The sequence below is a fragment of the Maribacter ulvicola genome (assembly GCF_900155985.1).
GTDB classification, from domain to species: domain Bacteria; phylum Bacteroidota; class Bacteroidia; order Flavobacteriales; family Flavobacteriaceae; genus Maribacter; species Maribacter ulvicola.
In genome coordinates, this window is sequence record NZ_FTMA01000001.1 from 599,346 (window position 1) to 623,628 (window position 24,283).

Here is a 24,283-nt window from a genome sequence, read left to right on the forward strand (position 1 = left end):
TACGGGCATCACTGATACTTATAAAATGTGTACAGGTTTATTTTTCAGTTAATAACCAAGCATCTTTAGACTGCGTTCGCTTAATTTCACGTAAAGCTTTTAAAGCGTCATTTGCATTGGTATAACTATTAAATGTAACCATGTGTAGACCAAACGCATTGGTGCCATAATAACCGGCATTGAATCCGTTTGCTTTAAGCTGTGCTATTTTTCTATCGGCATTGTCTTTGATTCTAAATGCACCCGCAACAATAAAATGTGTTGCCGGTACTTTGCTTATTGTTGACTTTGCTGTCGATTTCGAAGATGCATCAACGGTTACTGTAGGCAACTCTAATGGTGATAGATCAAAAAAAGTAGCTTCTTGAATTTGTTTATTCACAAATTCTTGAGCATCTTGTATGGCTACTTTTTCATTTGTTCGCTGCTGTTGATAAGCACGATAACCGGTTACGCCTGTAGAGAATGCCAACATTAGAATAGCAGCGTATTTTAAAAAAGGTCTGAAACCTCTTGTTGCCCTACGTTCAGGACTAATGACGAATGGTGTTTTTTCTTCAATCTCTATAACTTCTTCTTTTAAGACTTCTCTAGTTACCAGTAGAGAATTAAAATTTGAAAGACCGAATGAAGAAGTTAAATAGTTTGTTTCATTTACAGGTTGAAACAATATTTTGTCCTCTATATTCCTAGAAAGAGAACCAATATTCTTTAGGTGTAAAGAAGTTTCTTGAATTAAATGATCTTGCCAAGATTTTACTTGGTTTTCAATTTTAACCAATGCCGTTTCGTAAGAAACTTTCTCTGCATTTGATACATAAGAAACCAAAAGCCCATCATTGGAGACAAGCTGTCTATTGAATACAATAGATTTATTTGGAGCGCTAAACGTATTGGTAGCTACGTTTAATTTGGCTGAATTTTTTTGGGTAAGGAATGCTCCAAATCCAGGGACAACAACACAGTTGTACCTATATAGTAAGTCGCTTATATAGTGTTCTAAAATCATTGGACTACAAATATGGAAAAAATAAAGAGGGATAAAAACCTCTTAGGTTACTTTTTATTAACATATTTTTTTCTCTTATTTGTGAATAAGAAATGAAAGCCATTCAACATACTGCTGATGAACTTGTTGCAATTCTTCGTTTGCAACATGTACCAAATATTGGAGATATCCTTGCAAAGAAATTAATTTCACATTGCGGGAGCCCATCCGCAATTTTCGAAAATAAAAAACAAAATTTGCTTCAGATAGACGGAATTGGCACGCATGCCATAAAACATTTGTTTGATCTGGAACATTTAGAAGCTGCGGAGTCGGAATACAATTATATAATTAAGAATGATATTAGCTGTACCTACTTTTTAGATGATGATTATCCTAAATATTTAAAGCATTGTATAGATGGGCCCATTCTTTTGTTTCAAAAAGGGAATATAGATTTACAGCACCGTAAATTGATAAGCGTTGTAGGTACGCGCAATATAACAAGCTACGGTATGTCCTTTTGTGAACAGTTTATTGAAGAAGTTGCGCCTTTAGATCCAGTCATCATTAGTGGTTTTGCCTACGGTGTAGATATTTGTATTCAAAGAGAAGCGGTTAAACACGGATTACAAACCGTTGGTTGCCTTGCGCACGGTTTAAATCAAATATACCCAAAGGTACATGCCAAGTACCAAGCCGATGTACTTAAAAATGGTGGATTCTACACTGAATTTTGGAGTACGAGTAGTCCGGAGAGAGAAAACTTTCTAAAACGGAACCGAATAATTGCCGGGGTAAGTGAAGCTACAGTAGTTGTTGAGTCTGCTGAAAAAGGTGGAAGCCTAGTAACTGCTGATATTGCCAATAGTTATAATAGAGATGTTTTTGCCGTGCCAGGTAGAACAACGGATAAATATAGTCTGGGCTGTAATAACCTGATCAAGCAGCAAAAAGCACATGTAATGACTTCGGCGGCAGATTTAATTTATTTGTTGGATTGGGATATTGAAGAGAAACGGAACAAGACCATTCAGAAGCAATTGTTCATTGAACTTAATGAGGTTGAACAAAGTATTTATACCTATTTACAGAACAACGGAAAGCAAATTTTAGACCGTATTGCCTTAGATTGTAAATTGCCTATTTATAGCACATCTTCTACGCTGTTAACTATGGAGATGAAAGGAGTCATAAGGCCTTTGCCTGGGAAATTGTTCGAGGCTATTTAAAAATTTTACAAACCAATCGGTTTGTTTTTTTTAGCTATTTTTAGTGTAGCATTACTGAAGTAATCTCTTTATCGATAAAATACCGTTATAAATCGAGAAATTTGCCGTGAACTCTTGATAATTAAAACAAAAAACCGACCTAATAGTCGGTTTTCAATTTTGGTAGTATTTTAGGCTAGTAATTAATATCCTAATTTTTCTCGTACCCTCTCTAGTACCCCGTCTGCTACTTTTCTTGCTTTTTCAGCGCCTAATGCCAATGCGTCATCAATTTCATTTAGATTGTTCATGTAGTATTCAAATTTTTGGCGGGGCTCTTCAAATTCTTTTACAATCACCTCGTAAAGTGCTTGTTTAGCGTGACCGTAACCATAGTTGCCAGCGAGATAGTTAGCGCTCATTTCTTCAACTTGGGATTGGCTAGCTAGTATTTTATATAGGGCGAATACATTGTCATTGGTAGGGTCCTTTGGTTCTTCCATAGGTGTACTATCGGTTTGTATTCCCATAATTTGCTTGCGTAATTTTTTATCGGTCTGAAAAAGACTTATTAAATTACCTTTACTCTTGCTCATTTTAGCGCCATCTGTACCTGGAATGTACATGGTTTCTTCTTGTACTTTTCCATCAGGTATGATAAAAGTTTCCCCTAATTGGGCGTGAAAGCGTGAAGCAACATCTCTAGTCATTTCTATATGTTGCATTTGATCTTTTCCAACAGGGACAATATCTGCATCATATAATAGAATATCTGCCGCCATTAACATTGGGTAGGTAAAGAGTCCGGCATTTACATCATCAAGCCTATCTGCCTTATCCTTAAAAGAATGTGCTAGCGTTAAACGTTGGTAGGGAAAAAAACAACTTAAATACCAAGAAAGTTCTGTGGTTTGGGGTACATCGCTCTGTCTGTAAAAAACAGTATTTTCTATATCTAACCCAAAGGCAAGCCAAGTTGCGGCAACAGCATAGGTATTATGACGTAGCTCTTGGCCGTTTTTAATCTGTGTCAATGAATGCATATCTGCAATAAATAAGAAAGATTCATTAGAAACATCATTTGCCATTTCTATTGCTGGTTTGATCGCTCCAAGAATATTTCCTAAATGTGGAGTGCCCGTACTTTGTATGCCTGTTAAAATTCTTGCCATTTTTTTTTAATTCTAAGAAAGCAAAGGTAAAACAAATACAAAAATACTATTGTAAATAACTACTTTTGATTTATGCTTAAATTGGTCAAACAAGCCGGTCAAACTATATACCGAATTTGGTTTTATGTTCTAGTGGCTATTCCTATTCTTCTCTTTTTTCCATTTCTTGTCATTTTTGCCTCAAGAGAAACGTGGTATCCACAGTTCTTTTGGATGGCCAGAAACTTATGGGCAAGATTTATACTGCATGGTATGCTTTGCTTTCCTATGGTAACTTATGAGCAACGCTTAGTTAAAAATAAGAGCTATATGCTGGTGGCTAATCACACTAGTATGTTAGATATTATGTTGATGCTGGTGGTAAGTAGAAACCCTTTTGTTTTCGTTGGTAAGAAGGAGTTGGTTAAAATACCTTTATTCGGATTTTTTTATAAACGAGTCTGTATCATGGTAGATAGAGAGAGTACGCAAAGCAGAACGGCTGTATATAGAAGAGCACAAAAGAGGCTGCAACAAGGGTTAAGTATTTGTATTTTTCCAGAAGGTGGTGTGCCCAATGAGGATATACTTTTAGATAAGTTTAAAGATGGTGCATTTAGAATGGCAATTGCTCACAAAATTCCAGTAGTGCCGATGACGTTTTATGATAACAAAAAACGTTTTTCTTTCACATTCTTTAGCGGAGGTCCTGGTAAATGTAGGGCTAGGGTACATTCATTTGTTGAAACGCATTCCATACGGCCAGAAGATACTGCAGGGCTCAGAACATGTGTTAGGGAGACAATACTTAAAGAGTTGACTCAAAAAAATACTTAGAGTGGTAAGTGTACTTTAATAAATTCTATTAAAACTTAAAAGTTAGGCCGCTATAGACGCCAAGGGAATAAGGTCTAAATGTGCCATTTATGTTAGAAAACGTGTTTAACTGATATTTAAAAATAGGTTCTACGTTGAACCGGACCTTTTGTGAAAAATTGTAATTAAGGCCAAGTCCCATATTTGCACTGAAATTAAGATTGTTAATATTGTTTGCTTCACCAATTTCGGTGGTTAAATTACCAGATGTTAATGATACGGCATTGTTAATTAGAAATAGAGAACTGACACCTCCAATAAGATTGATCCCAAATTTCTTGTTGATCAACGCATAATTTAGTTCTACGGGTAGTTCAAGATAGCCGAACTGCTGTGACATGTGCCCTTCTCTAGTTGGACTTTTGCCAGTAACATCTATAGCTAAGCTCATAGTGTTAAACTGCTCTGAGTCCACTACCTTGCTTGAAATGGTCAGTGTATTTGACGTTTCTGCATAATCAATAGAGGATAACTGGCCGTTGTTAGATACGAATGTCGATGATGATGAAAATGCAACATCTTCAGTATCATAGCCATAGTCTACTTTGTTGATTCCTGATCGTATGGTCAATTTTTTAGTAACTGCATAAGCTACCGTAACTCCGTAACTCATGTTTATGCTTCCTGATTTTGTATTAGGGCTGAAAATAGGATTAACGGGAGAACCCTCTCCAAGGGCGTTGAAGTATACCGGAGCAACATTTGGTCCTGCAGACCATCTATTGCGGGCAACTTTTTCCTTTTTCAATGCTTCTTGATCTTCTATTTCATCAAAAATAGATTTTTTGTTTGTATCAATTTCTTTGTTAGCGTCTTCGGTAGATGAATTTGCGGCTATAGTATTTTCTTTAACGATACTAATTGGGTCTGATTGAGTAGTTGCATTTGAGCTATTAGCGGCAATGGTTTCTTTTGCTTTTTGGATGTCTATAGCTGAATTTTCTATATCATTTTTGGCAATTCCTGTGCTAACAGTATTTTGGAATATTAAATCCTCATGGGTAGAGGTGTTATTTTTTAAAGCGTTTTTATTTGTTTCTGTTGTAGCGGGAATGAACCCGGTGTTTTTGTTGGCGTTGATTTTAGTATGGGTTACGGCAACTTTGGTAGAATTGTTTTGATGATTTGGTGAGTTGTTTTTGGTCTCTAAAGAATGTTCTTCTTTAATTGTATTGGTTTGTTCAACTATTTGATTGGTGTTATTTTCTGTAGCATCAATTACAATATTAGTTTCTGTAGTTGATGGAATATCATTGTTTACGTCTGATTCATTTTCTGTGTCTACCAAAATTTCATGGGTAGGGTGTTCTTCCGTAAAAGGATTAAATAGTAATAAACCAATTAGTATAGCCGCAGCAATACCACTAAAAGACCACCATAAGGGGATGATGCTCTTCTTTTTTCTTTTGTTCAATGACGCATCAATTTTACGCCAAACCTTATTGTCTGGCGTTTGCTTGAAATTCGAGAGCTTATCTCGAAAGAGTTCATCTATATTCTTATTCTGCATTTAATACTATTTCGGTCTATACTAAGATCAGCTTATAAAAAGTGAGTTGTTATGATAATTAGGACGCTAATTATAGATTGCGCCATCTTGGTTTCTAATTTCTCTTTTAATAATGCCCGTGCCCTAGCCAAATTAGATTTAGAGGTGCCAATTGAGGTACCTAGTATTTCACTAATTTCTTTATGGGTGTATCCATCCAATACATATAAATTGAAGGTTGCACGATACTTATTAGGTAACTCCTGTATATAACCTAAAAGCGTCTGTAAGCTAATATCGCTAAAAGCATTATCTACGGTTACTTCATCCTCTGTGTTATCCGTAACAACATTGAGGTAATCTTCCTTTCTATATTTTTGAATAGCGGTATTAACGGTTATGCGCTTCATCCACCCTTCAAAAGACCCTTTGTTTTTAAATTGGCCAATTTTATCATAAATGGTCATAAAACTGTCGTGTAAGGTATCTTCTGCCTGAGTTTTAGATTTAGAATATTTTAGACATATACCAAAGAGGGTAGTAGCATAGGCTTTATATAATAATTCCTGTGCGTTACGATCTCCTTTTTTACAGTTATGGATGAGTTCTTCTAGACCCACAAATGGTTGATGGTTTTAAGGTTTGTTTACTGGTACGGTAATTTCTATATACTCAGCCTCTCCGTCACTATTATTTCCGGTATAAAATTTAAAAATATAAGGGTCGGTATATACCACCTGAAAGTTAAAAGACGCTGTTTCTTGAATTGATTCTTCCTTACAATCATCTATGTCTGATCTTACAGCACCAACGGCAACAACATTTCTAACGGTCAAGGAATCTTTTGCAACGTCAAAACCTTCGTAGTAGGTGCAATTGTTAGGTCTTAAATAATCTACGGAAATCTCATACGTCTTGTTGAGATCAAAAGACTCTGGCACTTTAGCTTCAACAATTTTTAAAGCGGTAAAATGGAAATTAGGGCCATCATCATCAATAGAGCAACCATTACTAATAAATGCGATGACCAAAGTCAAAAGCAAAAACTTATTTTTCATCATATAAATATTTATTTACAAGATGAAAATGAAGTGTAATGGTTGCGTTAACTATCTAATATTTTATTGAATAAAATAATATTTATGCATTTAAAGCTGCAATAGCTTCTCTAATTTTAATATCTAATTCCTCAAACAACTCTGGGTTGTCTAAGAGTAAGTTTTTAACGGCATCACGTCCTTGGCCTAGTTTGGTATCGCCATAGCTAAACCATGACCCACTCTTTTTCACTATTTCATATTCCACACCTAAGTCGATCACTTCTCCAACCTTAGAAATACCTTCGCCATACATAATGTCGAATTCTGTAGTACGGAAAGGTGGTGCTACTTTATTCTTTACAACCTTGACTCTGGTCTTGTTTCCTTTTACATTACCATCTGTATCTTTTATTTGTGTAGATCTTCTAATATCTAAACGCACAGATGCGTAAAATTTAAGGGCGTTACCACCAGTAGTAGTTTCTGGATTACCGAACATAACACCAATTTTCTCACGTAGTTGGTTAATGAAAATAACGGTACAATTTGTTTTGCTAATAGATCCTGTAAGCTTTCTTAATGCTTGAGACATTAGTCTTGCATGAAGTCCCATTTTAGAATCTCCCATTTCCCCTTCAATTTCACTTTTAGGAGTTAAAGCTGCAACAGAATCGACTACTACAATATCAATTGCTCCTGAACGAATTAGATTGTCGGCAATTTCTAATGCTTGTTCACCATTATCTGGTTGAGAAATAATAAGGTTGTCGATATCTACTCCCAGTTTTTGGGCGTAAAAACGGTCAAAAGCATGTTCTGCATCTATAAACGCAGCAATACCTCCGTTTTTTTGTGCTTCTGCAATTGCGTGTAAAGTCAGGGTAGTTTTACCTGAAGATTCCGGTCCGTATATTTCAATAACACGACCTCTTGGGTAGCCCCCTACGCCTAATGCTATATCTAATCCTAATGAGCCAGAAGGAATCACTTCTACATCTGCAACAACACTATCGCCCATTTTCATTACAGCGCCCTTGCCGTAGGTCTTATCCATCTTGTCAAGGGTCAACTTTAATGCTTTTAATTTTGCTTCTTTTTCAGAACTCATTCTCTATTTTTTTTGGAAAGCTAAATTACCAAATCTTTTTTGATTTGAATAATGTTGAATGGGTTTACGCAACCATTTTGGTCAATTACTATCTTTTATAAAAGAGAAGTTATTTCATTGGGTATCAATTGTTTTTTTTAGCGTTAGTGATAAAAGGGGGCTATATCCTTTTAAGAATACCATGAAAAAGAAAATAATGGAATGGTCGTTAAAGAGTCTTGATATAATCATGCTCTTTTTTTTGTTCTTAAGTCGTTAACGGTAATAAAATAGATGCTTTTTTCAATATTATGGTTATTTTTGCCATTCAAAATTTTTCTATAAACCTTCTGCCAGTTGGCAGACTTAAATTATTAGTATAGCATGCAACTGTACAATACGTTAAGTGCAATAGAAAGAGCAGCTTTGATTGAAGAAGCAGGTAAGGAACGGCTTACCATCTCTTTCTATACCTATGCACACATTGGTAATACCAATATTTTCAGAAATCACCTTTTTATTAATTGGAACGATATGGATGTTCTTGGGCGAATTTATGTGGCTCATGAGGGTATCAATGCCCAACTTTCTGTACCAGCTGAAAATTTTAATGTTTTTAAAGAACATTTAGATAGTATTTCTTTTTTAGAGGATGTGCGACTTAATATTGCCATTGAGCAAGACAACCTTTCGTTTTTAAAATTGAAGGTAAAAGTGCGCAAGAAGATTGTAGCTGACGGATTGGAAGACAATTCTTTTGATGTTACCAATAAAGGTATTCATGTAGGTGCAGAAAGGTTCAACGAACTTATTGAAGATCCAGATACCGTTTTGGTAGATATGCGTAACCATTACGAAAGTGAAATAGGCCATTTTAAAAATGCCATTACACCAGATGTAGATACGTTTAGAGATTCACTGGATATTATAGAACGCGATTTAGCCGATCATAAGAAGAATAAAAAACTGGTAATGTATTGTACTGGCGGAATCCGTTGTGAAAAAGCAAGTGCTTATTACAAACATAAAGGTTTTGAGCAGGTATATCAGTTAGAAGGCGGAATCATTGAATACACTAGACAGGTAGAAAACAACAATCTTGAGAATAAATTTAGGGGTAAAAACTTTGTGTTTGACCATAGAAGGGGAGAGCGTATAAGTGATGATGTTATTGCTAATTGCCACCAGTGTGGGGAGCCTTGTGATGAACATGTAAATTGTGCAAATGAAGCTTGTCATCTATTATTCATTCAATGTAAATCTTGTGCTGAAAAAATGAACGACTGCTGTTCAGATGCTTGTAAAGAAGTGCATGAATTGCCTTTTGAGGAACAAAAAGCGTTGCGTAAAGGCAAAGTGGTCAGTAATAAGATTTTCAAAAAAGGACGTTCAGAAGTGTTGAAATTCAAAAAGTAACCACTATTTAAAAAGAATTTTAGTGATTAGATAGCACTACTCAGTATAAAAAGACTGCGTTTTTCATGGTCTCTTATCATTTTTTAAATGGTATTGAGTTAGGGGTAAAGTCGCTATTTAAAACGTACACCGCTAATTTCACATTAAAAAAACTGTATCTTTACCTATAAGTTTTTTATGAACCTTTTTTGGTGAATTTTAGAAAATTCGACCAAACCAATATATATAATATGAGTTGTAGTAGTTGTTCTACCGGTAAGGATGGACAACCAAAGGGATGCAAGAATAACGGTACTTGCGGTACAGATGGTTGCAATAAACTGACAGTTTTTGACTGGCTTTCAAATATGTCGCTCCCTAATGGGGAACGACCATTCGATTTTGTTGAAGTAAGATTTAAAAATAGTAGAAAAGAATTTTTTAGAAATACAGAGAATCTCTCTCTTTCCATTGGTGACATAGTTGCCACACAAGCACAATCTGGCCATGACATTGGTATGGTTACCCTAACAGGGGAGCTTGTACGCGTGCAAATGAAGCGAAAAAAAGTATCATTTACGGATGAAGAGGCTCCTAAAGTGTACAGAAAGGCAAGCCAGAAAGACATTGATATTTGGCAGAAATGTAGAGATAGAGAAGAAGAAATTAAGAAAAGAGCACGTGAAATCGCTATTATCTTAAAACTTCAAATGAAGATTTCTGATGTTGAGTTTCAAGGCGATGGCTCTAAAGCTACTTTTTACTATACAGCTGATGAACGTGTAGATTTTCGTCAGTTGATAAAAGATATGGCAAAGGCATTCGGTATTCGTATTGAAATGCGTCAAATTGGGTATCGCCAAGAAGCGCAGCGCCTTGGTGGTATAGGCTCTTGTGGTAGAGAATTATGTTGCTCAACCTGGCTTACGGATTTTAGATCTGTAAGTACTTCTGCGGCACGTTATCAACAACTGTCATTAAACCCGCAAAAGCTTGCTGGTCAATGCGGTAAATTAAAGTGTTGTTTAAATTATGAGTTAGACGTCTATGTAGACGCACTAAAAGATTTTCCTGCTCAAGACACCAAATTATTTACAGAAAAAGGACTCGCTTTTTGTCAGAAAACTGATATTTTTAAAGAAATGCTATGGTTTTCATATAGAGAAGATCCAGGTAATTGGCATGTGCTTTCCAAAGATCAGGTTAATGAAATCTTGTTCAAGAATAAAAAGAAAGAGAAAGTTGCTAGCCTAGAGATGTATGCAATGGAAATTGCCGTTGAAGAGAAAGTAGTTTTTGAGAATGTTGTTGGTCAAGATAGTCTAACTCGTTTTGATAAACCTAAAGGTGGAGGAAATCGAAACCGTAATAAGAACAAGAACAAGAATCGAAATCGCAACAAGAACAAGAATAAGAACAGAAATCGTAATAGAAATCAAAAGAAGGATGCGTAGTATATTTTGTTGTTTTTTAGCACTTGTGCTATTTGCTTCTTGTAACAGCAATATTATTAAAACAGAATACCAAACATTAAAAGACGGCGTTTGGAATAAAGACAATATTCTTGAATTTTCTCTGTCTGGAATGGATACCATTGCTGAACATAATATTTTCATCAATGTTCGTAATGACAATACGTTCCCTTACAGTAATTTATTTCTAATAGCATCATTGACTACTCCCAATGGTGAAGTTACCAAAGACACCTTAGAGTATGCCATGTCATTGCCAGACGGCACATGGCTAGGTAAGGGTAGGGGTAGTATCAAAGAAAATAAATTATGGTATAAAGAAAACATCGTTTTTTCATCTTCTGGCGTATATACAATAGAGGTATCACAAGCGATGCGTAAAAACGGTAATGTTTCTGGAATTATAGGTCTAGAAGGTATTACAGACGTTGGTATAGAAATCACAAAAAGCACCCCGTAAATAATGGCAAAAAAGGTAAAGAAAAAAACAACGAATAGTTTTACTAAATTCATAGTATGGTTTTGGATTTTGTTTGCATCGGGTATTGCTATGGTGGCTTTGATATTTTTATCTGCTTCTTGGGGATTGTTCGGTAAATTGCCTTCATACGAGTATTTAGAAAATCCGCAGACGAATTTAGCTTCACAGATTATATCTTCTGATGGTAATTTATTGGGTAAATTTTATTTAGATGATAACCGTACCGCGGTAAAATTTGAAGAATTGCCAGATAATTTGGTAAATGCCTTAATTGCTACGGAAGATGCCCGTTTTCAAGACCATTCTGGTATAGATGCACGTGGAACCGTAAGGGCTTTTGCATATTTAGGAAGCAAAGGGGGGGCAAGTACCATTTCTCAGCAATTGGCAAGACAGCTTTTTGTTGGTGTACGTTCTAGAAATAAGTTTGAAACCATTCAGCAAAAAATCAAGGAGTGGGTTCTAGCTATCCGGTTAGAGCGTAGTTATACCAAAGAAGAAATTATTAGTATGTATTTTAATATCTATGATTTTGGTAATAATGCCGATGGTATTCGCTCTGCTGCTCGTATTTATTTCGGCAAGGAACCAAAAGACCTTAAAATTGAAGAGTCTGCCATGTTGGTGGGTATGTTCAAAAATTCATCGTTGTTCAACCCTATGCGTAGGGAAGAAATGGTGAAGAATCGTAGAGATGTGGTTCTCGCTCAAATGGCAAAATATGATTACATTACGGAAGTTGAGAAAGATTCGCTACAGGCCATGAAAATGGATATTAACTATAATCCAGAAACGCATAGTGTAGGTTTGGCTACCTATTTTAGAATGTATTTACAGCGTTTTATGAAAGATTGGATTAGTAAAAACCCTAAACCATCTATAGGTGATGAGCCAGATAAGTATAATCTATATCTGGACGGACTTAAAATATATACCACGATCGATTCTAAAATGCAGGCCAATGCGGAAGAAGCGGTCAACGAACACATGGCTAATTTGCAAGCGGAGTTCTTTCATCAAAACACACCTGACAGAAATAAGACGGCTCCTTTCTTAGATATAACTCCAGAAGAAACGAAGGGTATCATGGAACGAGCTATGAAATTATCTGATCGATGGAGGGTTCTAAAAAGCCAAGGCAAATCAGAAAAAGAGATTCGTGAATCGTTTGATAAGAAGACTGAAATGACAGTTTTTGATTGGAAAAGTCCTACTAAAGAAAAAGATACGATTCTTACACCACGGGATTCTATTAGGTATTATAAAACTTTTCTAAGAACGGCAATGATGTCCATGGAACCACAAACCGGTCATGTTAAGGCTTGGGTAGGTGGTATTAATTATAGGCATTTTCAGTATGACAATGTCATACAAGGATCTAGACAAGCGGGGTCAACTTTTAAACCTTTTGTTTATGCCGCAGCAATTGATCAATTGCGTTTATCGCCTTGCGAAACCCGCCCAGATACGCAGTATTGTATAGAAGCCGGTAAACATGGTAATATGGAGCCTTGGTGTCCAAGAAATGCAAGCTTAAGATATTCTGGCAACAGCTATTCGTTGAAAAAAGCTTTAGCTAATTCGGTAAATACCATCACGGCACAATTAATAGATGAGGTGGGTCCAAAATCTGTAGTAAGCATGGTACGTAATTTAGGGCTTACCGGAGATATTCTAGAGGTGCCTTCTATTGCACTTGGTGCTTTAGATGTTAATGTATATGAATTGGTAGGGGCGTATGGTGCATTTGCTAACCAAGGTGTATATGTGAAACCTGTCATGGTAACACGGATAGAAAATAAGGACGGTACAGTATTATATGAATATGTACCAGAAACTAAAGATGTTTTAAGTAAAGATGTGTCCTATGCAATTTTAGACCTGTTGAAAGGGGTAACTCAAGGAGGTTCTGGTACACGTTTGCGTACTACTGGTGCAAATAAATGGAGAAGGGAATATGATGAAATTATTACTGGTTATCCTTATAAATTAACAAACCCTATTGCTGGTAAAACGGGTACTACCCAGAACAATAGTGATGGTTGGTTTATGGGAATGGTGCCTAATTTAGTTACTGGTGTTTGGGTTGGCGGTGAGGATAGATCTGTACACTTTAAAAGTATAACATACGGTCAAGGAGCTTCTATGGCGCTGCCAATTTGGGGCCTGTACATGACCAAGAATTATGCAGATGAAGAGTTGGGTATTTCAAAAGAAGATTTTGAGAAGCCAAGTAATATGTCCATAGAAATAGATTGCAATAAGTTTACCGAAGGTATTAAAGAAGATAATAATAGTGAAGATGACCTAGAAGATTTAGATTTCTAAAGCGTGTTCACTAATGAGATTAAAAAGGTCTTAGCATTCGCTAAGACCTTTTTTTATTTTATCCCATTTATAATCGGTATTTTAGTAACAAGATAATTAATGAGAAAATGATACGTAAAACAGTAACAAATGTAAGCGAAGCCTTAGCGGGTGTGCAAGACGGAATGACCTTTATGTTAGGTGGCTTTGGTCTTTGCGGAATCCCAGAGAATGCCATTAGTGAATTAGTTAGATTGGGAGTAAAGGACATTACCTGTATTTCTAATAATGCGGGAGTTGATGATTTTGGCTTGGGGTTATTGTTGCATCAACATCAAATTAAGAAGATGGTATCTTCATATGTAGGGGAGAATGATGAATTTGAACGACAAATGCTTAGCGGGGAGTTAGAAGTGGAGTTGACACCGCAGGGAACTTTGGCTGAAAAATGCAAGGCTGCACAGGCTGGTTTTCCGGCTTTCTATACCCCAGCAGGTTATGGTACCGAAGTAGCGGAAGGTAAGGAGGTAAGAGAATTTAATGGTAAAATGTATATCCTTGAAGAAGCCTTCCAAGCAGACTTTTCTTTTGTAAAAGCTTGGAAAGGTGATACTGCAGGTAATTTGATTTTTAAAGGAACGGCACGAAACTTTAATCCGTGTATGTGTGGTGCCGCTAATATCACCGTGGCTGAGGTTGAAGAGTTGGTACCGGTGGGAGAATTGGATCCTAACCAAGTACATATTCCGGGAATATTCGTTCAGCGCATTTTTCAAGGAAAAGATTACGAGAAAAGAATAGAACAAAGAACTGTACGTCAAAAATAAAAGCATGTTAGATAAAAACGGAATTGCAAAAAGAATTGCGCAAGAAGTGAAAGACGGTTATTATGTAAACCTTGGTATTGGTATTCCAACGCTAGTGGCTAACTATGTTCGTACGGATATTAGTGTAGAATTTCAAAGTGAAAACGGTATTCTAGGCATGGGACCTTTTCCAATTGAAGGGAAAGAAGATGCGGACTTGATCAATGCTGGTAAGCAGACTATTACGGCATTGCCCGGGGCATCTTATTTTGATTCTGCTACTAGTTTTGCTATGATTAGAGGTAGACATGTAGATTTAACCATTTTAGGTGCTATGGAGGTTTCTGAAAACGGAGATATTGCCAACTGGAAAATACCGGGTAAAATGGTAAAGGGTATGGGTGGCGCAATGGACCTAGTTGCTTCAGCAGAAAATATTATCGTGGCCATGATGCATACCAATAGAAAAGGTGAGGCTAAACTTTTAAAACGTTGTACTTTACCGCTGACAGGAGTAGGTTGTGTAAAGAAGATTGTCACTAATTTGGCGGTACTTGAAGTTACAAATGATGGTTTCTTACTACTGGAAAGAGCTCCTGGTGTTACCGTTGATGAAATTATAGCGGCTACTGAAGGTAAATTAATTATAAAAGGAGCTGTTAAAGAAATGAGTATATAATAGGCTCAATGCTTTTGCCTTAAATTGTGTTTTTCTTTTTTTACCACAGGTTATATTCAATACACAACAATTATAGTTAACCTTGTGAAGGGTTGATGTATATTTAGTACTCAAATCAGCCTTTAACCTATTAATTACTTAACCGTCATGAATTCTCAAATAAACCACACAGCAGACGAACATAAAGTTCAGGTATATAGAAATGACTTTTTCAGTGGATTTCTAAGACTTACGAAAAAGCTATTTATGTTATAATAAGCTTTTAAGAAATTTAAAAAAGAGCGACTTTGTAAGTCGCTCTTTTTTTTATCTCATTTTTCTATATGCACATTTTCTTAAATCAATTTGATAAACAAACTTCTCTAAGTTCACCACATTTTTAATAAGTTTTACCACAAATTATTTTTTGTAAGAAAAAGACTACATATATTTGAAGTGTAATTAGAAGTTGATCCCAAATCACTTTGAAAAACTTAACCTAAAATGAAGTATGTATATAGTTGCTTATTATTGATAGTACTGGTTACCTCGTGCTCAAAAATAGAAGAAATAAACGACCCTATTATTGGAGTTTGGAGTCACACCGTGAAAACGGCTACCAATACAAATAAGATGGTTATTGATAATGAAGAATGGATTTTTAATGATGTCTATTTAGGTAGATTTCACGGTTATAAAGATGGACAAGTAGTTTATCTAACAGATTTTAATTGGAGTGTTAACGGTGAAGTATATATTGTAAGTTATCCAGGTACAGATTTCCCCGACGATTTTGTAAAAATGAAAGAAACTGATGAAGGTACCATTCTCATGAGAACTGAGGGTAAAGTCTTTGCAGAAAAACAATAGTAAGTTCGCAATTGAAAAATGCCCACGAACAATTGTATTGCCAACAATTTGCAATATAAAGAACAGTAAAGTTATCAAATCAACCTTTTTATAACATTTCCCCCGATTAGGAGCAAAGTAATTTGCTCCTTTTTTTATTTTAGGGTTATGGAACTTACATATAGTCTGTGTTGTTTAACGGATTTAGTGCAATTAAGGGAAATTTCCGAGCAGACATTTACAACTGCCTTTGAAAAAGACAACGACCCAACCGATTTTAAAAAATATGTTGAACAGGCTTTTGCATTGGCAACAATCAAGAAGGAACTTCTAAACCCTAATAGTGATTTTTATTTTGCATGTTTCAATAAAGAGTTGGTGGGTTATTTTAAGTTAAACGTGAAAGAGGCACAGTCAGAACTGAAACATGATGACGGTATAGAATTAGAGCGGATCTATGTACTTAAAAAGCATCAAGGTTTAGGCTATGGAGAACAGATGCTTTTACACATAAAGAATATAGGTCATAATAGAAATAAAAAGATACTATGGTTGGGTGTGTGGCAAGAGAACAAAGGAGCTATACAATTCTATGAACGGCACGGATTTCAGAAATTCGGTACACATCCCTATTTCATAGGTTCAGATGAGCAAACAGATTGGTTAATGCGTTTCCATTTAAGTATCTTGTAGCTCCAAACTACCTTTCATGAAATTATACACTATCACCCTAGTAGGTTTGCTTGGTTTTTTAAATTTACAGGCGCAAGATTATTATTTTCCGGAACGAAATACCGAATGGGAGGTAAAATCGCCTAAAGATTTTAAAATTAAAGCTGCTGCGCTACAGAAAGCGGTAGATTTTGCTAGCGCAAACGAATACTCTGGTTCTAGAGATTTACGAATTGCCATTGTAAAAGGATTTGAAAAAGAACCGTTTCATAAAATACTTGGTCCTACCAAAAAGCGTGGCGGTCCTGCAGGTATGATTCTCAAAAATGGGTATGTAATTGCACAGTGGGGAGATACTAAAAGGGTGGACATGACCTTTAGTGTTACCAAGAGTTTTTTAAGTACCATGGCAGGACTTGCCGAAGACGAAGGCCTAATTAGCGACACTAAAAGTCTAGTAGGAGATTATATCTGGGACGGTACTTTTGACGGTGCACATAATTCTAAAATTACTTGGGAGCATTTATTGCAACAAAACTCTGCTTGGTCAGGTGAACTTTGGGGAGGAAAAGACTGGGCAGATAGACCACCAAGTGAAGGTGGTATAGATGATTGGAAATTGATAACACCTAATGAACCGGGTAAGGTAATGGAGTATAATGATGTGCGTGTAAATGTGTTGGCATATTCACTTACGCATGTTTGGCGCAAACCTATGCCATTGGTATTGAAAGAAAGAATCATGGACAAGATCGGTGCTTCTTCTACGTGGCGTTGGTTTGGTTATGATGATGCTTGGACAGAAATTGACGGTTTACAAATGAAATCAGTTACTGGCGGCGGACACTCAGGTGCGGGAATATTCATTAGTGCAGAAGATATGGCACGTTTTGGTATGTTGTTCTTAAATAATGGTAAATGGAAGCATGATCAATTGATATCAGAGAATTGGATCAATAAAGCTACTACACCGTCAACTCCAAATGCAAACTACGGTTATATGTGGTGGTTAAATAAAAAGGGCGCTAGACATTGGGATGGTCTATCTGAAAACATCTATTACGCTGCCGGTTTTGGTGGTAATTTTATTATTATAGATAAAGAGAATGATATAGTTGTGGTTACTCGTTGGTTAGAACCAAGTAAGGTGGGTGAGTTCATGACAAAGGTTAATACTGCTTTTTAAAATAAACTTTAGAGCTTGCATAAGATTTCAATGGCTTGTTCCAAAGTTTCTTGCTTTTTAGCAAAGCAAAATCGTAACATGAAATCATTTCTATTACCTACGTTAAAGGATGAAATGGGGATGGATGCGATTCCGTATTCTTTGATTAAGCGTTTACCCATAACTTCATCTTCATCATTTGAAATATTGCTATAATCTAATAGTTGAAAATAAGTGCCGTGGGCTGGTTTACACTTAAACTTGGACGATTTTATTCCTTCAAGAAAGAAATCTCGCTTTTGTTGGTAAAAATTGTTCAAATATAAATAGTATGATGGATTTTTTAGATAACTAGCCAGTGCACGTTGTACCGGGTGATTAACACAGAACACTGCAAATTGATGTACCTTTCTAAATTCAGCCATCAGTTCAGCTGATGCAACACAATAGCCCATTTTCCAACCTGTTACATGAAATGTTTTTCCGAACGAAGCGCAGACAAAACTTCTGTTGGCTAATTCTGGAAATCGGGATGCACTTTCATGTACTTGTCCATCAAAAATGATATGCTCATAAACTTCGTCGCTCAAAAGAATAATATTCGTTGGTTTTAATATGTTCTCTAATTGCTCCATATCCCATTTTGTTAGAATTGTTCCGCTGGGGTTATGAGGGGTATTTATAATAACCATCTTGGTTTTATCGGTAATCTTATTTTGAAATGCTGTCCAATTTATCGTATAATCTGGGGCATCTAGTTGAACATAAACAGGTATTCCGCCATTTAAGATAATTGCGGGCTCATAACAGTCGTAAGCAGGTTTTATGACAATTACCTCATCACCCTTGCCAACAAAGGCTGTAATAGCCGTGAAAATAGCTTGGGTGGCGCCAACGGTTATGGTTATTTCGTCGTCGGGAGAATAATTATGGTTGTGTAGCGATGCTATTTTCTCTGAAATAATTTCCCTAAGGCCGTAATACCCTTGCATAGGTGCATATTGATTATGACCAGCTGTTAACGCACTATTGAGCAAAGACTTCAATTTCTTATCTGCCTCAAAATTTGGGAATCCTTGGGAAAGGTCAATAGCTTGGTGCTTTCTTGCAAGATTTCCTATGGTCGTAAATATCGTTGTCTTTACTTCTGGTAATTTTGATGCTTTTAAGTGCTGTTCATGATCCATAGTAGTAAATGTATGAATTTTAAAAACGGTCAAAAAAAAGCCCAACCTACTGGTTGGGCTTCTTAATTCCATTACAATGAATTATGCATGCTGCATTTCATGTTTTCCTTCTTTTATTTCCTCAATTAGTTTGGAATTAAAAGCTGGTAAATCATCCGGATTTCTACTTGTTACAAATCCTTCATCAACAACTACCTCTTGGTCTACCCAATTGGCTCCTGCATTTATTAGATCATCTTTAATGGAATTAAATGATGTCATTTTTCTGCCTTTTACCACTCCTGCACTAATCAATGTCCATGGAGCGTGGCATATTGCCGCTACTGGTTTTTTATGTTTAAAAAAGTCACGTACAAAATCTAAAGCAATTTCTTCTCTTCTCAATAAATCAGGATTAATCACTCCGCCTGGTAATACCAAGCAGTTATAATCTTCAACCCTAACTTCATTTAAAGTTTTATCTACTTTATAGCTGTTAGACCAATTACCGTCTGCCCAAGCTTTTATCTCTCCGCTTTTTAAACTTACAATCTCTACATTAAAGCCTTCTTTTTCCATGGCTTCTTTTGGAGATTTTAATTCACTTTCTTCAAACCCATTTGTAGCTAATATGGCTATCCTCTTCATAATATATAGTTTTTAACGATTAATAATTTGTTTGACACTAAGTTATATATTAAAGAAGAAAATATCCGTTAAAGCCTTATTAATAAAGGGTTAGCAAGGGTTAAACAATTATTAAATGAACTTTATAAAAGTCATTTTTGGCTCATTTGCACTTTATTTAAATGATGTATGGTTTTAGCTAAACATTCATGAAGATTCTTTTTTACTTCTGTCTCCCAAAATCTTAAAACGGTATAGCCTTTTGAAGTAAGTTCTTGGTTTACTTCTAGATCACGTTGCATATTACGTTCTATTTTGGCAATCCAAAATTCTCGGTTTGTTTTTACTTTTGGTTTGCGTTCTTCCCAATTTTTTCCATGCCAGTATTCCCCATCTATGAAGATTACCGTTTTGTATTTAGGTAGGGCAATGTCTGGTTTGCCAATCAATTTTTTGTAATCTATACGATAGCGATATCCGGCAGCGTATAATGCTTTTCTAAAGGCAAGTTCAGGTTTGGTATTTTTTCCTTTTATTTTGCTCATTATTTTTGAGCGCTGTGGAGTGGTGTAGAAACCAGATTCTTCATTGAACCTAGGTACTTTAATTCTTTCTTTGGTATAGTCTTCTGACATTCCTTAAAAATAAAAAAATCCCGAACCTTTACGGTCAGGATTTTTTAAAACTTTAGGAATGTAAGCTTAACTTTTAACGTTGGCACTTAAAAATTCACGATTCATTCGTGCTATATTTTCTAAAGAAATTCCTTTCGGGCATTCTACTTCGCAAGCACCAGTATTGGTACAGTTACCAAAACCTTCAAGATCCATTTGTGCAACCATGTTTTTAACACGATCAACAGCTTCTACTTGCCCTTGTGGTAATAATGCATATTGAGATACCTTAGCGCCTACAAAAAGCATTGCCGAAGCATTTTTACAACTTGCAACACAAGCGCCACAACCAATACACGTAGCGGCATCCATAGCCTCATCTGCTGCGTGTTTGGAAATTGGAATACCGTTAGCATCCTGTGTATTACCAGAAGTATTTACAGAGATATACCCACCTGCATGTTGTATACGGTCAAAAGAACCTCTATCAACCACTAAATCCTTAATTACAGGAAAAGCCTTTGCTCTAAAGGGCTCTATGGTAATAGTATCGCCATCTTTGAACATACGCATGTGCAGTTGACATGTGGTAACACCTCTATCTGGTCCATGAGCTTCACCATTGATGAACATGGAACACATACCGCAGATACCTTCTCTACAATCGTGGTCAAAAGCTACTGGCTCTTCACCGTTATTAATTAGTTGTTCGTTAAGAACATCCATCATTTCCAAAAACGACATATGTTCAGAAATCTCTGTCACTTTATAATCGACCATTTTACCCGTAGCTTGGGCATTAGATTGTCTCCAAATTTTTAATGTCAGATTCATATTTTAAGTATTGAGTAATGAGTACTACGATATGAAATAATTCATAGGTAATAGCACAATACTATTATTTATAACTTCTTTGTTTTAGTTCGATTTCGTTGAACTCTAATTCTTCCTTGTGTAAAACGGCATCTCCTGGTTCTCCTTTATATTCCCATGCAGAAACAAATGCGAAATCAACATCGTTACGTTTTGCTTCACCTGCTTGTTCTCCACCCATCTCAACAGACTCTTCTCTAAAGTGACCACCGCAAGATTCTTCTCTTTCCAATGCATCTTTAGCAAATAGTTCACCAAGTTCTAAGAAATCCGCTACGCGACCAGCTTTTTCCAATTCTGCATTAAGTTCTGTTGCAGTGCCAGGTACACTGACATTTTTGTAAAAATCTTCGCGTAAAGCCTTTATTTCTACCATAGCTTCCTTTAAGCCTTGAGCATTACGGGACATACCGCATTTCTCCCACATGATATTACCTAATTTCTTATGGTAATAATCTACAGAGTGAGACCCTTTATTGTTGATAAAGAAATTAATTTTATCTGTCACTTCTTTTTCGGCAGCATCAAACTCTGGAGTATCGGTAGCTATTTTACCTGTTCTAATTTCATGAGAAAGATAATCGCCAATAGTATAGGGCAATACAAAATAACCATCTGCTAAACCTTGCATTAGGGCAGAAGCTCCCAATCTGTTTGCTCCGTGATCAGAGAAGTTAGCTTCGCCAATACAGTACAGACCATCTACGGTAGTCATTAAGTTATAATCTACCCAAACACCACCCATGGTATAGTGTACTGCAGGATAAATCATCATTGGTGTCTTGTACGGATCTTGATCTACGATTTTCTCGTACATCTGAAAAAGGTTTCCGTATTTGGCTTTTACAATTGCCGCACCAAGTTCATATATTTTGTCGGCAGAAGCATTGTTGATGTTATGAATTTTAGCCTGCTCTTTACCATATCTTTCAATAGCAGATGCAAAATCTAAATACACAGCTTCACCGGTAGCATTTACACCGTAACCGGCATCACAACGTTCTTTTGCCGCTCTCGATGCAACATCACGTGGTACCAAGTTACCAAATGCAGGGTATCTTCTTTCTAAGTAATAATCTCTTTCATCTTCAGACAGATCGGTAGGCTTTTTCTTGCCTTCGCGAATTGCCATGACATCGTCCATGTTCTTTGGTACCCAAATACGACCATCGTTACGTAAAGACTCGGACATCAATGTCAGTTTAGACTGATAATCTCCTGAACGAGGAATACAAGTTGGGTGAATTTGAGTATAACAAGGGTTGGCAAAGAATGCTCCCTTTTTGTGTATTTTCCATGCGGCGGTTGCATTAGATCCCATTGCGTTAGTGGACAAGAAATATACATTTCCGTATCCACCAGAAGCAATAACAACAGCATGTGCAGAGTGACGTTCTATTTCACCTGTAACCAAGTTACGGGCAATAATACCACGAGCCTTTCCATCAACCTTTACTACATCTAACATTTCATGACGGTTGAACGGGGTAATTTTACCACGTGCAATTTGTCTGTTCATTGCAGAATAGGCACCTAACAATAATTGTTGTCCTGTTTGTCCTTTAGCGTAAAAAGTTCTTGAAACCAATACACCACCAAAAGAACGGTTGTCTAAAAGTCCGCCATAATCACGTGCAAAAGGAACCCCTTGAGCAACACATTGATCAATAATATTTGCAGATACTTCTGCTAATCTATATACGTTTGCTTCTCTTGAACGGTAATCACCACCTTTTACGGTATCGTAAAATAAACGGTAAGTAGAATCACCATCTCCTTGGTAGTTTTTTGCTGCGTTAATACCACCTTGTGCAGCAATAGAGTGTGCTCTTCTTGGAGAATCTTGGTAGCAAAATGTTTTTACATTATAGCCTAATTCCGCTAAAGTTGCAGCAGCAGAACCACCTGCTAATCCTGTTCCTACAACGATAACATCAATATTACGTTTGTTGGCAGGGTTAACCAAATCTATATGATTCTTATAATCGGTCCACTTCGTTTTAAGTGGTCCTTTAGGTACTTTTGAGTCTAATACAGACATAAGTAATAGGTATTAATGATTAAAATGATGAAAAAGAGCAATGAAAATAAATCCTAACGGAAGTAAAATCGAATACACTTTTGCAAACAATTGTAGTTTTTCTTTTCTCATGCTAGTTGCACCGGCAGACTGAAATGCAGAACTAAAGCCGTGCATAAGGTGTAGCGATAAGAATATGAAGGCAATTACATAAGCACCAACTCGTAATGGGTTTTCAAATTTATGAACTAGTTCCTCATAATATCTGAAGCCTTCACCATTGGGCAATAAACCGGTCATGTCTCCATCAATAAACTTAGTGTTGATTTCTGGAATCCAGAAATCGATAAAGTGTAGTACAAGGAAAGCTAAAATTGCTAGTCCGCTGTAAATCATATTACGGCTCATCCAAGTTGAATTGGCAGCACCATTGTTTTTTGCATATTTTTTCACTCTAGCACTTCTGTTTCTTGCTTCTAAAATGAAACCCATCACAAAGTGATAAATTACACCGAAGATTAAAACAGGCTGCAAAACATATTGTACGGCCCAAAAAGTACCCATAAAATGCGAAGCTTCATTGAACGCATCTGGACTGAAAACCGATAAGATGTTTATTGCAAAATGCTGAAGTAGAAAAAACATTAAAAAGAAAGCAGAAAGCGCCATTGCGTACTTTCTACCAATCGAAGATTTAAAAAATCCGCTCATTAGTCGTTAATTTTATATGCGAATGTACATCACAAGCTAGTTATTAACAAGAATTAAACAGTTTTAGTATGTCTATTTAGACTGATTTTAAAATGGATTTTTTGGATGTTTAAGAATTTCTACCTCTTTAAAGGTTTAAATTCTTCAATCCTTAAACAAAAAGTTGTTTTATGTAGTAGTGAATTTTATTGTTTTTTAGAAATATCATGAGCCCAATTAACGGCATCATCCAAATTTGTGAAAATTGTAATTCGTTTTGGGAAAATTAGTCGCTTTATTATGAAGCTAAATATATGGACTTTTAAAGAGCCTACTGAAGCAATATGTTGCATGTCGAAACGGTTTTTGTGAAATTTAAACCACTCTAATGTAGGTACATGATATCTATTTACTCTATTGGCAATATATATTAATGGTACGTCTTTATTATAAATTTCTTGTGCTGCATAGACGGCCTTTTTAGCATTTTTCCACTTAAATTGTGCCCCTTCATGCATTTCCGATATTACAATACCTCCCTTGAAAAAATAGAAAATCCCAAATTCGAATTCTCTTATTTCTTTTATTTGCTTTATTAATTCGAGTTCTCGAACTCTTTTCATGCCAATGATTGTCAGACGTCAAA

Annotated in this window: 24 protein-coding genes; 11 read left to right on the forward strand and 13 right to left on the reverse strand. The window is 36.1% G+C overall.

Annotation, left to right across the window (positions count from 1 at the left end):
• Positions 1-37 precede the first annotated feature (37 nt).
• Complete coding sequence (locus BW936_RS02585; RefSeq protein ID WP_076546754.1) at positions 38-1,009, reverse strand: HU domain-containing protein; 972 nt, start codon at positions 1,007-1,009, stop codon at positions 38-40.
• 92 nt (positions 1,010-1,101) lie between these two features.
• On the opposite strand from BW936_RS02585, the gene dprA reads away from it, so the two are divergent.
• Positions 1,102-2,220: a DNA-processing protein DprA gene (dprA, locus tag BW936_RS02590; RefSeq protein ID WP_076546755.1), complete on the forward strand. Its 1,119-nt coding sequence runs from the start codon at positions 1,102-1,104 to the stop codon at positions 2,218-2,220.
• 182 nt (positions 2,221-2,402) lie between these two features.
• Here dprA and trpS read toward each other — a convergent pair whose 3' ends face one another.
• Positions 2,403-3,371, reverse strand: coding sequence for a tryptophan--tRNA ligase (gene trpS, locus BW936_RS02595; RefSeq protein WP_076546756.1), 969 nt, complete (start codon positions 3,369-3,371; stop codon positions 2,403-2,405).
• Between the two features lie 72 nt (positions 3,372-3,443).
• Between trpS and BW936_RS02600 the strand changes: the two genes are divergently transcribed.
• Entirely contained in the window at positions 3,444-4,187 is a 744-nt protein-coding gene (locus tag BW936_RS02600) for a lysophospholipid acyltransferase family protein (protein WP_076546757.1), read from the forward strand.
• Between the two features lie 28 nt (positions 4,188-4,215).
• Here the strand turns inward: BW936_RS02600 and BW936_RS02605 are convergent, their stop codons facing one another.
• The 4 genes from BW936_RS02605 to recA form a co-directional block, all read right to left on the reverse strand.
• A complete protein-coding gene (locus BW936_RS02605) occupies positions 4,216-5,736 on the reverse strand; it encodes an outer membrane beta-barrel protein (protein WP_076546758.1) in 1,521 nt (506 codons plus the stop codon).
• A gap of 32 nt (positions 5,737-5,768) precedes the next feature.
• The gene (locus tag BW936_RS02610) at positions 5,769-6,335 is read right to left on the reverse strand and encodes an RNA polymerase sigma factor (RefSeq protein ID WP_076546759.1); all 567 of its coding nucleotides are present in this window, start codon (positions 6,333-6,335) and stop codon (positions 5,769-5,771) included.
• Positions 6,336-6,350: 15 nt separating this feature from the next.
• On the reverse strand, positions 6,351-6,773 hold the full coding sequence (locus tag BW936_RS02615; protein WP_076547940.1) for a hypothetical protein: 423 nt from the start codon (positions 6,771-6,773) through the stop codon (positions 6,351-6,353).
• An 82-nt stretch (positions 6,774-6,855) separates the two neighbouring features.
• A complete protein-coding gene (gene recA / locus BW936_RS02620) occupies positions 6,856-7,863 on the reverse strand; it encodes a recombinase RecA (protein WP_076546760.1) in 1,008 nt (335 codons plus the stop codon).
• 363 nt (positions 7,864-8,226) lie between these two features.
• On the opposite strand from recA, the gene trhO reads away from it, so the two are divergent.
• The 9 genes from trhO to BW936_RS02670 all read left to right on the forward strand — a co-directional run bounded on the left by trhO (position 8,227) and on the right by BW936_RS02670 (position 17,668).
• Positions 8,227-9,258, forward strand: coding sequence for an oxygen-dependent tRNA uridine(34) hydroxylase TrhO (gene trhO, locus BW936_RS02630; protein ID WP_076546762.1), 1,032 nt, complete (start codon positions 8,227-8,229; stop codon positions 9,256-9,258).
• Between the two features lie 230 nt (positions 9,259-9,488).
• Positions 9,489-10,691 carry a PSP1 domain-containing protein gene (locus BW936_RS02635; protein WP_076546763.1) on the forward strand — a complete coding sequence of 401 codons (1,203 nt, stop codon included), beginning with the start codon at positions 9,489-9,491 and terminating at the stop codon, positions 10,689-10,691.
• Positions 10,684-11,169, forward strand: a complete 486-nt coding sequence (locus BW936_RS02640; RefSeq protein ID WP_076546764.1) for a gliding motility lipoprotein GldH — start codon at positions 10,684-10,686, stop codon at positions 11,167-11,169. The genes BW936_RS02635 and BW936_RS02640 overlap by 8 nt, the downstream gene beginning before the upstream one ends.
• Positions 11,170-11,172: 3 nt before the next feature.
• A complete protein-coding gene (locus BW936_RS02645) occupies positions 11,173-13,518 on the forward strand; it encodes a penicillin-binding protein 1A (protein WP_076546765.1) in 2,346 nt (781 codons plus the stop codon).
• Positions 13,519-13,625: 107 nt separating this feature from the next.
• The gene (locus BW936_RS02650) at positions 13,626-14,324 is read left to right on the forward strand and encodes a CoA transferase subunit A (protein WP_076546766.1); all 699 of its coding nucleotides are present in this window, start codon (positions 13,626-13,628) and stop codon (positions 14,322-14,324) included.
• Positions 14,325-14,328: 4 nt separating this feature from the next.
• Positions 14,329-14,982, forward strand: a complete 654-nt coding sequence (locus BW936_RS02655) for a CoA transferase subunit B (protein WP_076546767.1) — start codon at positions 14,329-14,331, stop codon at positions 14,980-14,982.
• Positions 14,983-15,465: 483 nt separating this feature from the next.
• A complete protein-coding gene (locus tag BW936_RS02660; RefSeq protein ID WP_076546768.1) occupies positions 15,466-15,831 on the forward strand; it encodes a hypothetical protein in 366 nt (121 codons plus the stop codon).
• Positions 15,832-15,978: 147 nt separating this feature from the next.
• On the forward strand, positions 15,979-16,503 hold the full coding sequence (locus tag BW936_RS02665) for a GNAT family N-acetyltransferase (protein ID WP_076546769.1): 525 nt from the start codon (positions 15,979-15,981) through the stop codon (positions 16,501-16,503).
• Positions 16,504-16,519: 16 nt separating this feature from the next.
• Entirely contained in the window at positions 16,520-17,668 is a 1,149-nt protein-coding gene (locus BW936_RS02670) for a serine hydrolase domain-containing protein (RefSeq protein ID WP_076546770.1), read from the forward strand.
• Positions 17,669-17,676: 8 nt separating this feature from the next.
• On the opposite strand, the gene BW936_RS02675 is transcribed toward BW936_RS02670, so the two are convergent.
• From BW936_RS02675 to BW936_RS02705, 7 genes are all read right to left on the reverse strand, one after another.
• Positions 17,677-18,906, reverse strand: a complete 1,230-nt coding sequence (locus tag BW936_RS02675; RefSeq protein WP_317042870.1) for a methionine aminotransferase — start codon at positions 18,904-18,906, stop codon at positions 17,677-17,679.
• Positions 18,907-18,915: 9 nt separating this feature from the next.
• Positions 18,916-19,461, reverse strand: coding sequence for a type 1 glutamine amidotransferase domain-containing protein (locus BW936_RS02680; RefSeq protein ID WP_076546771.1), 546 nt, complete (start codon positions 19,459-19,461; stop codon positions 18,916-18,918).
• A 131-nt stretch (positions 19,462-19,592) separates the two neighbouring features.
• On the reverse strand, positions 19,593-20,075 hold the full coding sequence (locus BW936_RS02685) for a very short patch repair endonuclease (protein WP_076546772.1): 483 nt from the start codon (positions 20,073-20,075) through the stop codon (positions 19,593-19,595).
• Positions 20,076-20,141: 66 nt separating this feature from the next.
• Positions 20,142-20,888: a succinate dehydrogenase/fumarate reductase iron-sulfur subunit gene (locus tag BW936_RS02690; protein WP_076546773.1), complete on the reverse strand. Its 747-nt coding sequence runs from the start codon at positions 20,886-20,888 to the stop codon at positions 20,142-20,144.
• Positions 20,889-20,952: 64 nt separating this feature from the next.
• The gene (locus tag BW936_RS02695) at positions 20,953-22,968 is read right to left on the reverse strand and encodes a fumarate reductase/succinate dehydrogenase flavoprotein subunit (protein WP_076546774.1); all 2,016 of its coding nucleotides are present in this window, start codon (positions 22,966-22,968) and stop codon (positions 20,953-20,955) included.
• 12 nt (positions 22,969-22,980) lie between these two features.
• A complete protein-coding gene (locus BW936_RS02700) occupies positions 22,981-23,658 on the reverse strand; it encodes a succinate dehydrogenase cytochrome b subunit (RefSeq protein ID WP_076546775.1) in 678 nt (225 codons plus the stop codon).
• 185 nt (positions 23,659-23,843) lie between these two features.
• Complete coding sequence (locus BW936_RS02705; protein ID WP_076546776.1) at positions 23,844-24,260, reverse strand: hypothetical protein; 417 nt, start codon at positions 24,258-24,260, stop codon at positions 23,844-23,846.
• Positions 24,261-24,283 lie beyond the last annotated feature (23 nt).

Coding starts and splice junctions, on each gene's coding strand:
- BW936_RS02675 (WP_317042870.1), bottom strand. CDS start 18,906: ATGGAATTAAGAAGCCCAACCAGTAGGTTGGGCTTTTTTTTGACCGTT.
- BW936_RS02650 (WP_076546766.1), top strand. CDS start 13,626: ATGATACGTAAAACAGTAACAAATGTAAGCGAAGCCTTAGCGGGTGTG.
- BW936_RS02660 (WP_076546768.1), top strand. CDS start 15,466: ATGAAGTATGTATATAGTTGCTTATTATTGATAGTACTGGTTACCTCG.
- recA (WP_076546760.1), bottom strand. CDS start 7,863: ATGAGTTCTGAAAAAGAAGCAAAATTAAAAGCATTAAAGTTGACCCTT.
- BW936_RS02585 (WP_076546754.1), bottom strand. CDS start 1,009: ATGATTTTAGAACACTATATAAGCGACTTACTATATAGGTACAACTGT.
- trpS (WP_076546756.1), bottom strand. CDS start 3,371: ATGGCAAGAATTTTAACAGGCATACAAAGTACGGGCACTCCACATTTA.
- BW936_RS02600 (WP_076546757.1), top strand. CDS start 3,444: ATGCTTAAATTGGTCAAACAAGCCGGTCAAACTATATACCGAATTTGG.
- BW936_RS02615 (WP_076547940.1), bottom strand. CDS start 6,773: ATGAAAAATAAGTTTTTGCTTTTGACTTTGGTCATCGCATTTATTAGT.
- BW936_RS02670 (WP_076546770.1), top strand. CDS start 16,520: ATGAAATTATACACTATCACCCTAGTAGGTTTGCTTGGTTTTTTAAAT.
- BW936_RS02680 (WP_076546771.1), bottom strand. CDS start 19,461: ATGAAGAGGATAGCCATATTAGCTACAAATGGGTTTGAAGAAAGTGAA.
- BW936_RS02665 (WP_076546769.1), top strand. CDS start 15,979: ATGGAACTTACATATAGTCTGTGTTGTTTAACGGATTTAGTGCAATTA.
- BW936_RS02705 (WP_076546776.1), bottom strand. CDS start 24,260: ATGAAAAGAGTTCGAGAACTCGAATTAATAAAGCAAATAAAAGAAATA.
- dprA (WP_076546755.1), top strand. CDS start 1,102: ATGAAAGCCATTCAACATACTGCTGATGAACTTGTTGCAATTCTTCGT.
- BW936_RS02695 (WP_076546774.1), bottom strand. CDS start 22,968: ATGTCTGTATTAGACTCAAAAGTACCTAAAGGACCACTTAAAACGAAG.
- BW936_RS02655 (WP_076546767.1), top strand. CDS start 14,329: ATGTTAGATAAAAACGGAATTGCAAAAAGAATTGCGCAAGAAGTGAAA.
- BW936_RS02645 (WP_076546765.1), top strand. CDS start 11,173: ATGGCAAAAAAGGTAAAGAAAAAAACAACGAATAGTTTTACTAAATTC.
- BW936_RS02690 (WP_076546773.1), bottom strand. CDS start 20,888: ATGAATCTGACATTAAAAATTTGGAGACAATCTAATGCCCAAGCTACG.
- BW936_RS02700 (WP_076546775.1), bottom strand. CDS start 23,658: ATGAGCGGATTTTTTAAATCTTCGATTGGTAGAAAGTACGCAATGGCG.
- BW936_RS02605 (WP_076546758.1), bottom strand. CDS start 5,736: ATGCAGAATAAGAATATAGATGAACTCTTTCGAGATAAGCTCTCGAAT.
- BW936_RS02640 (WP_076546764.1), top strand. CDS start 10,684: ATGCGTAGTATATTTTGTTGTTTTTTAGCACTTGTGCTATTTGCTTCT.
- BW936_RS02685 (WP_076546772.1), bottom strand. CDS start 20,075: ATGTCAGAAGACTATACCAAAGAAAGAATTAAAGTACCTAGGTTCAAT.
- trhO (WP_076546762.1), top strand. CDS start 8,227: ATGCAACTGTACAATACGTTAAGTGCAATAGAAAGAGCAGCTTTGATT.
- BW936_RS02635 (WP_076546763.1), top strand. CDS start 9,489: ATGAGTTGTAGTAGTTGTTCTACCGGTAAGGATGGACAACCAAAGGGA.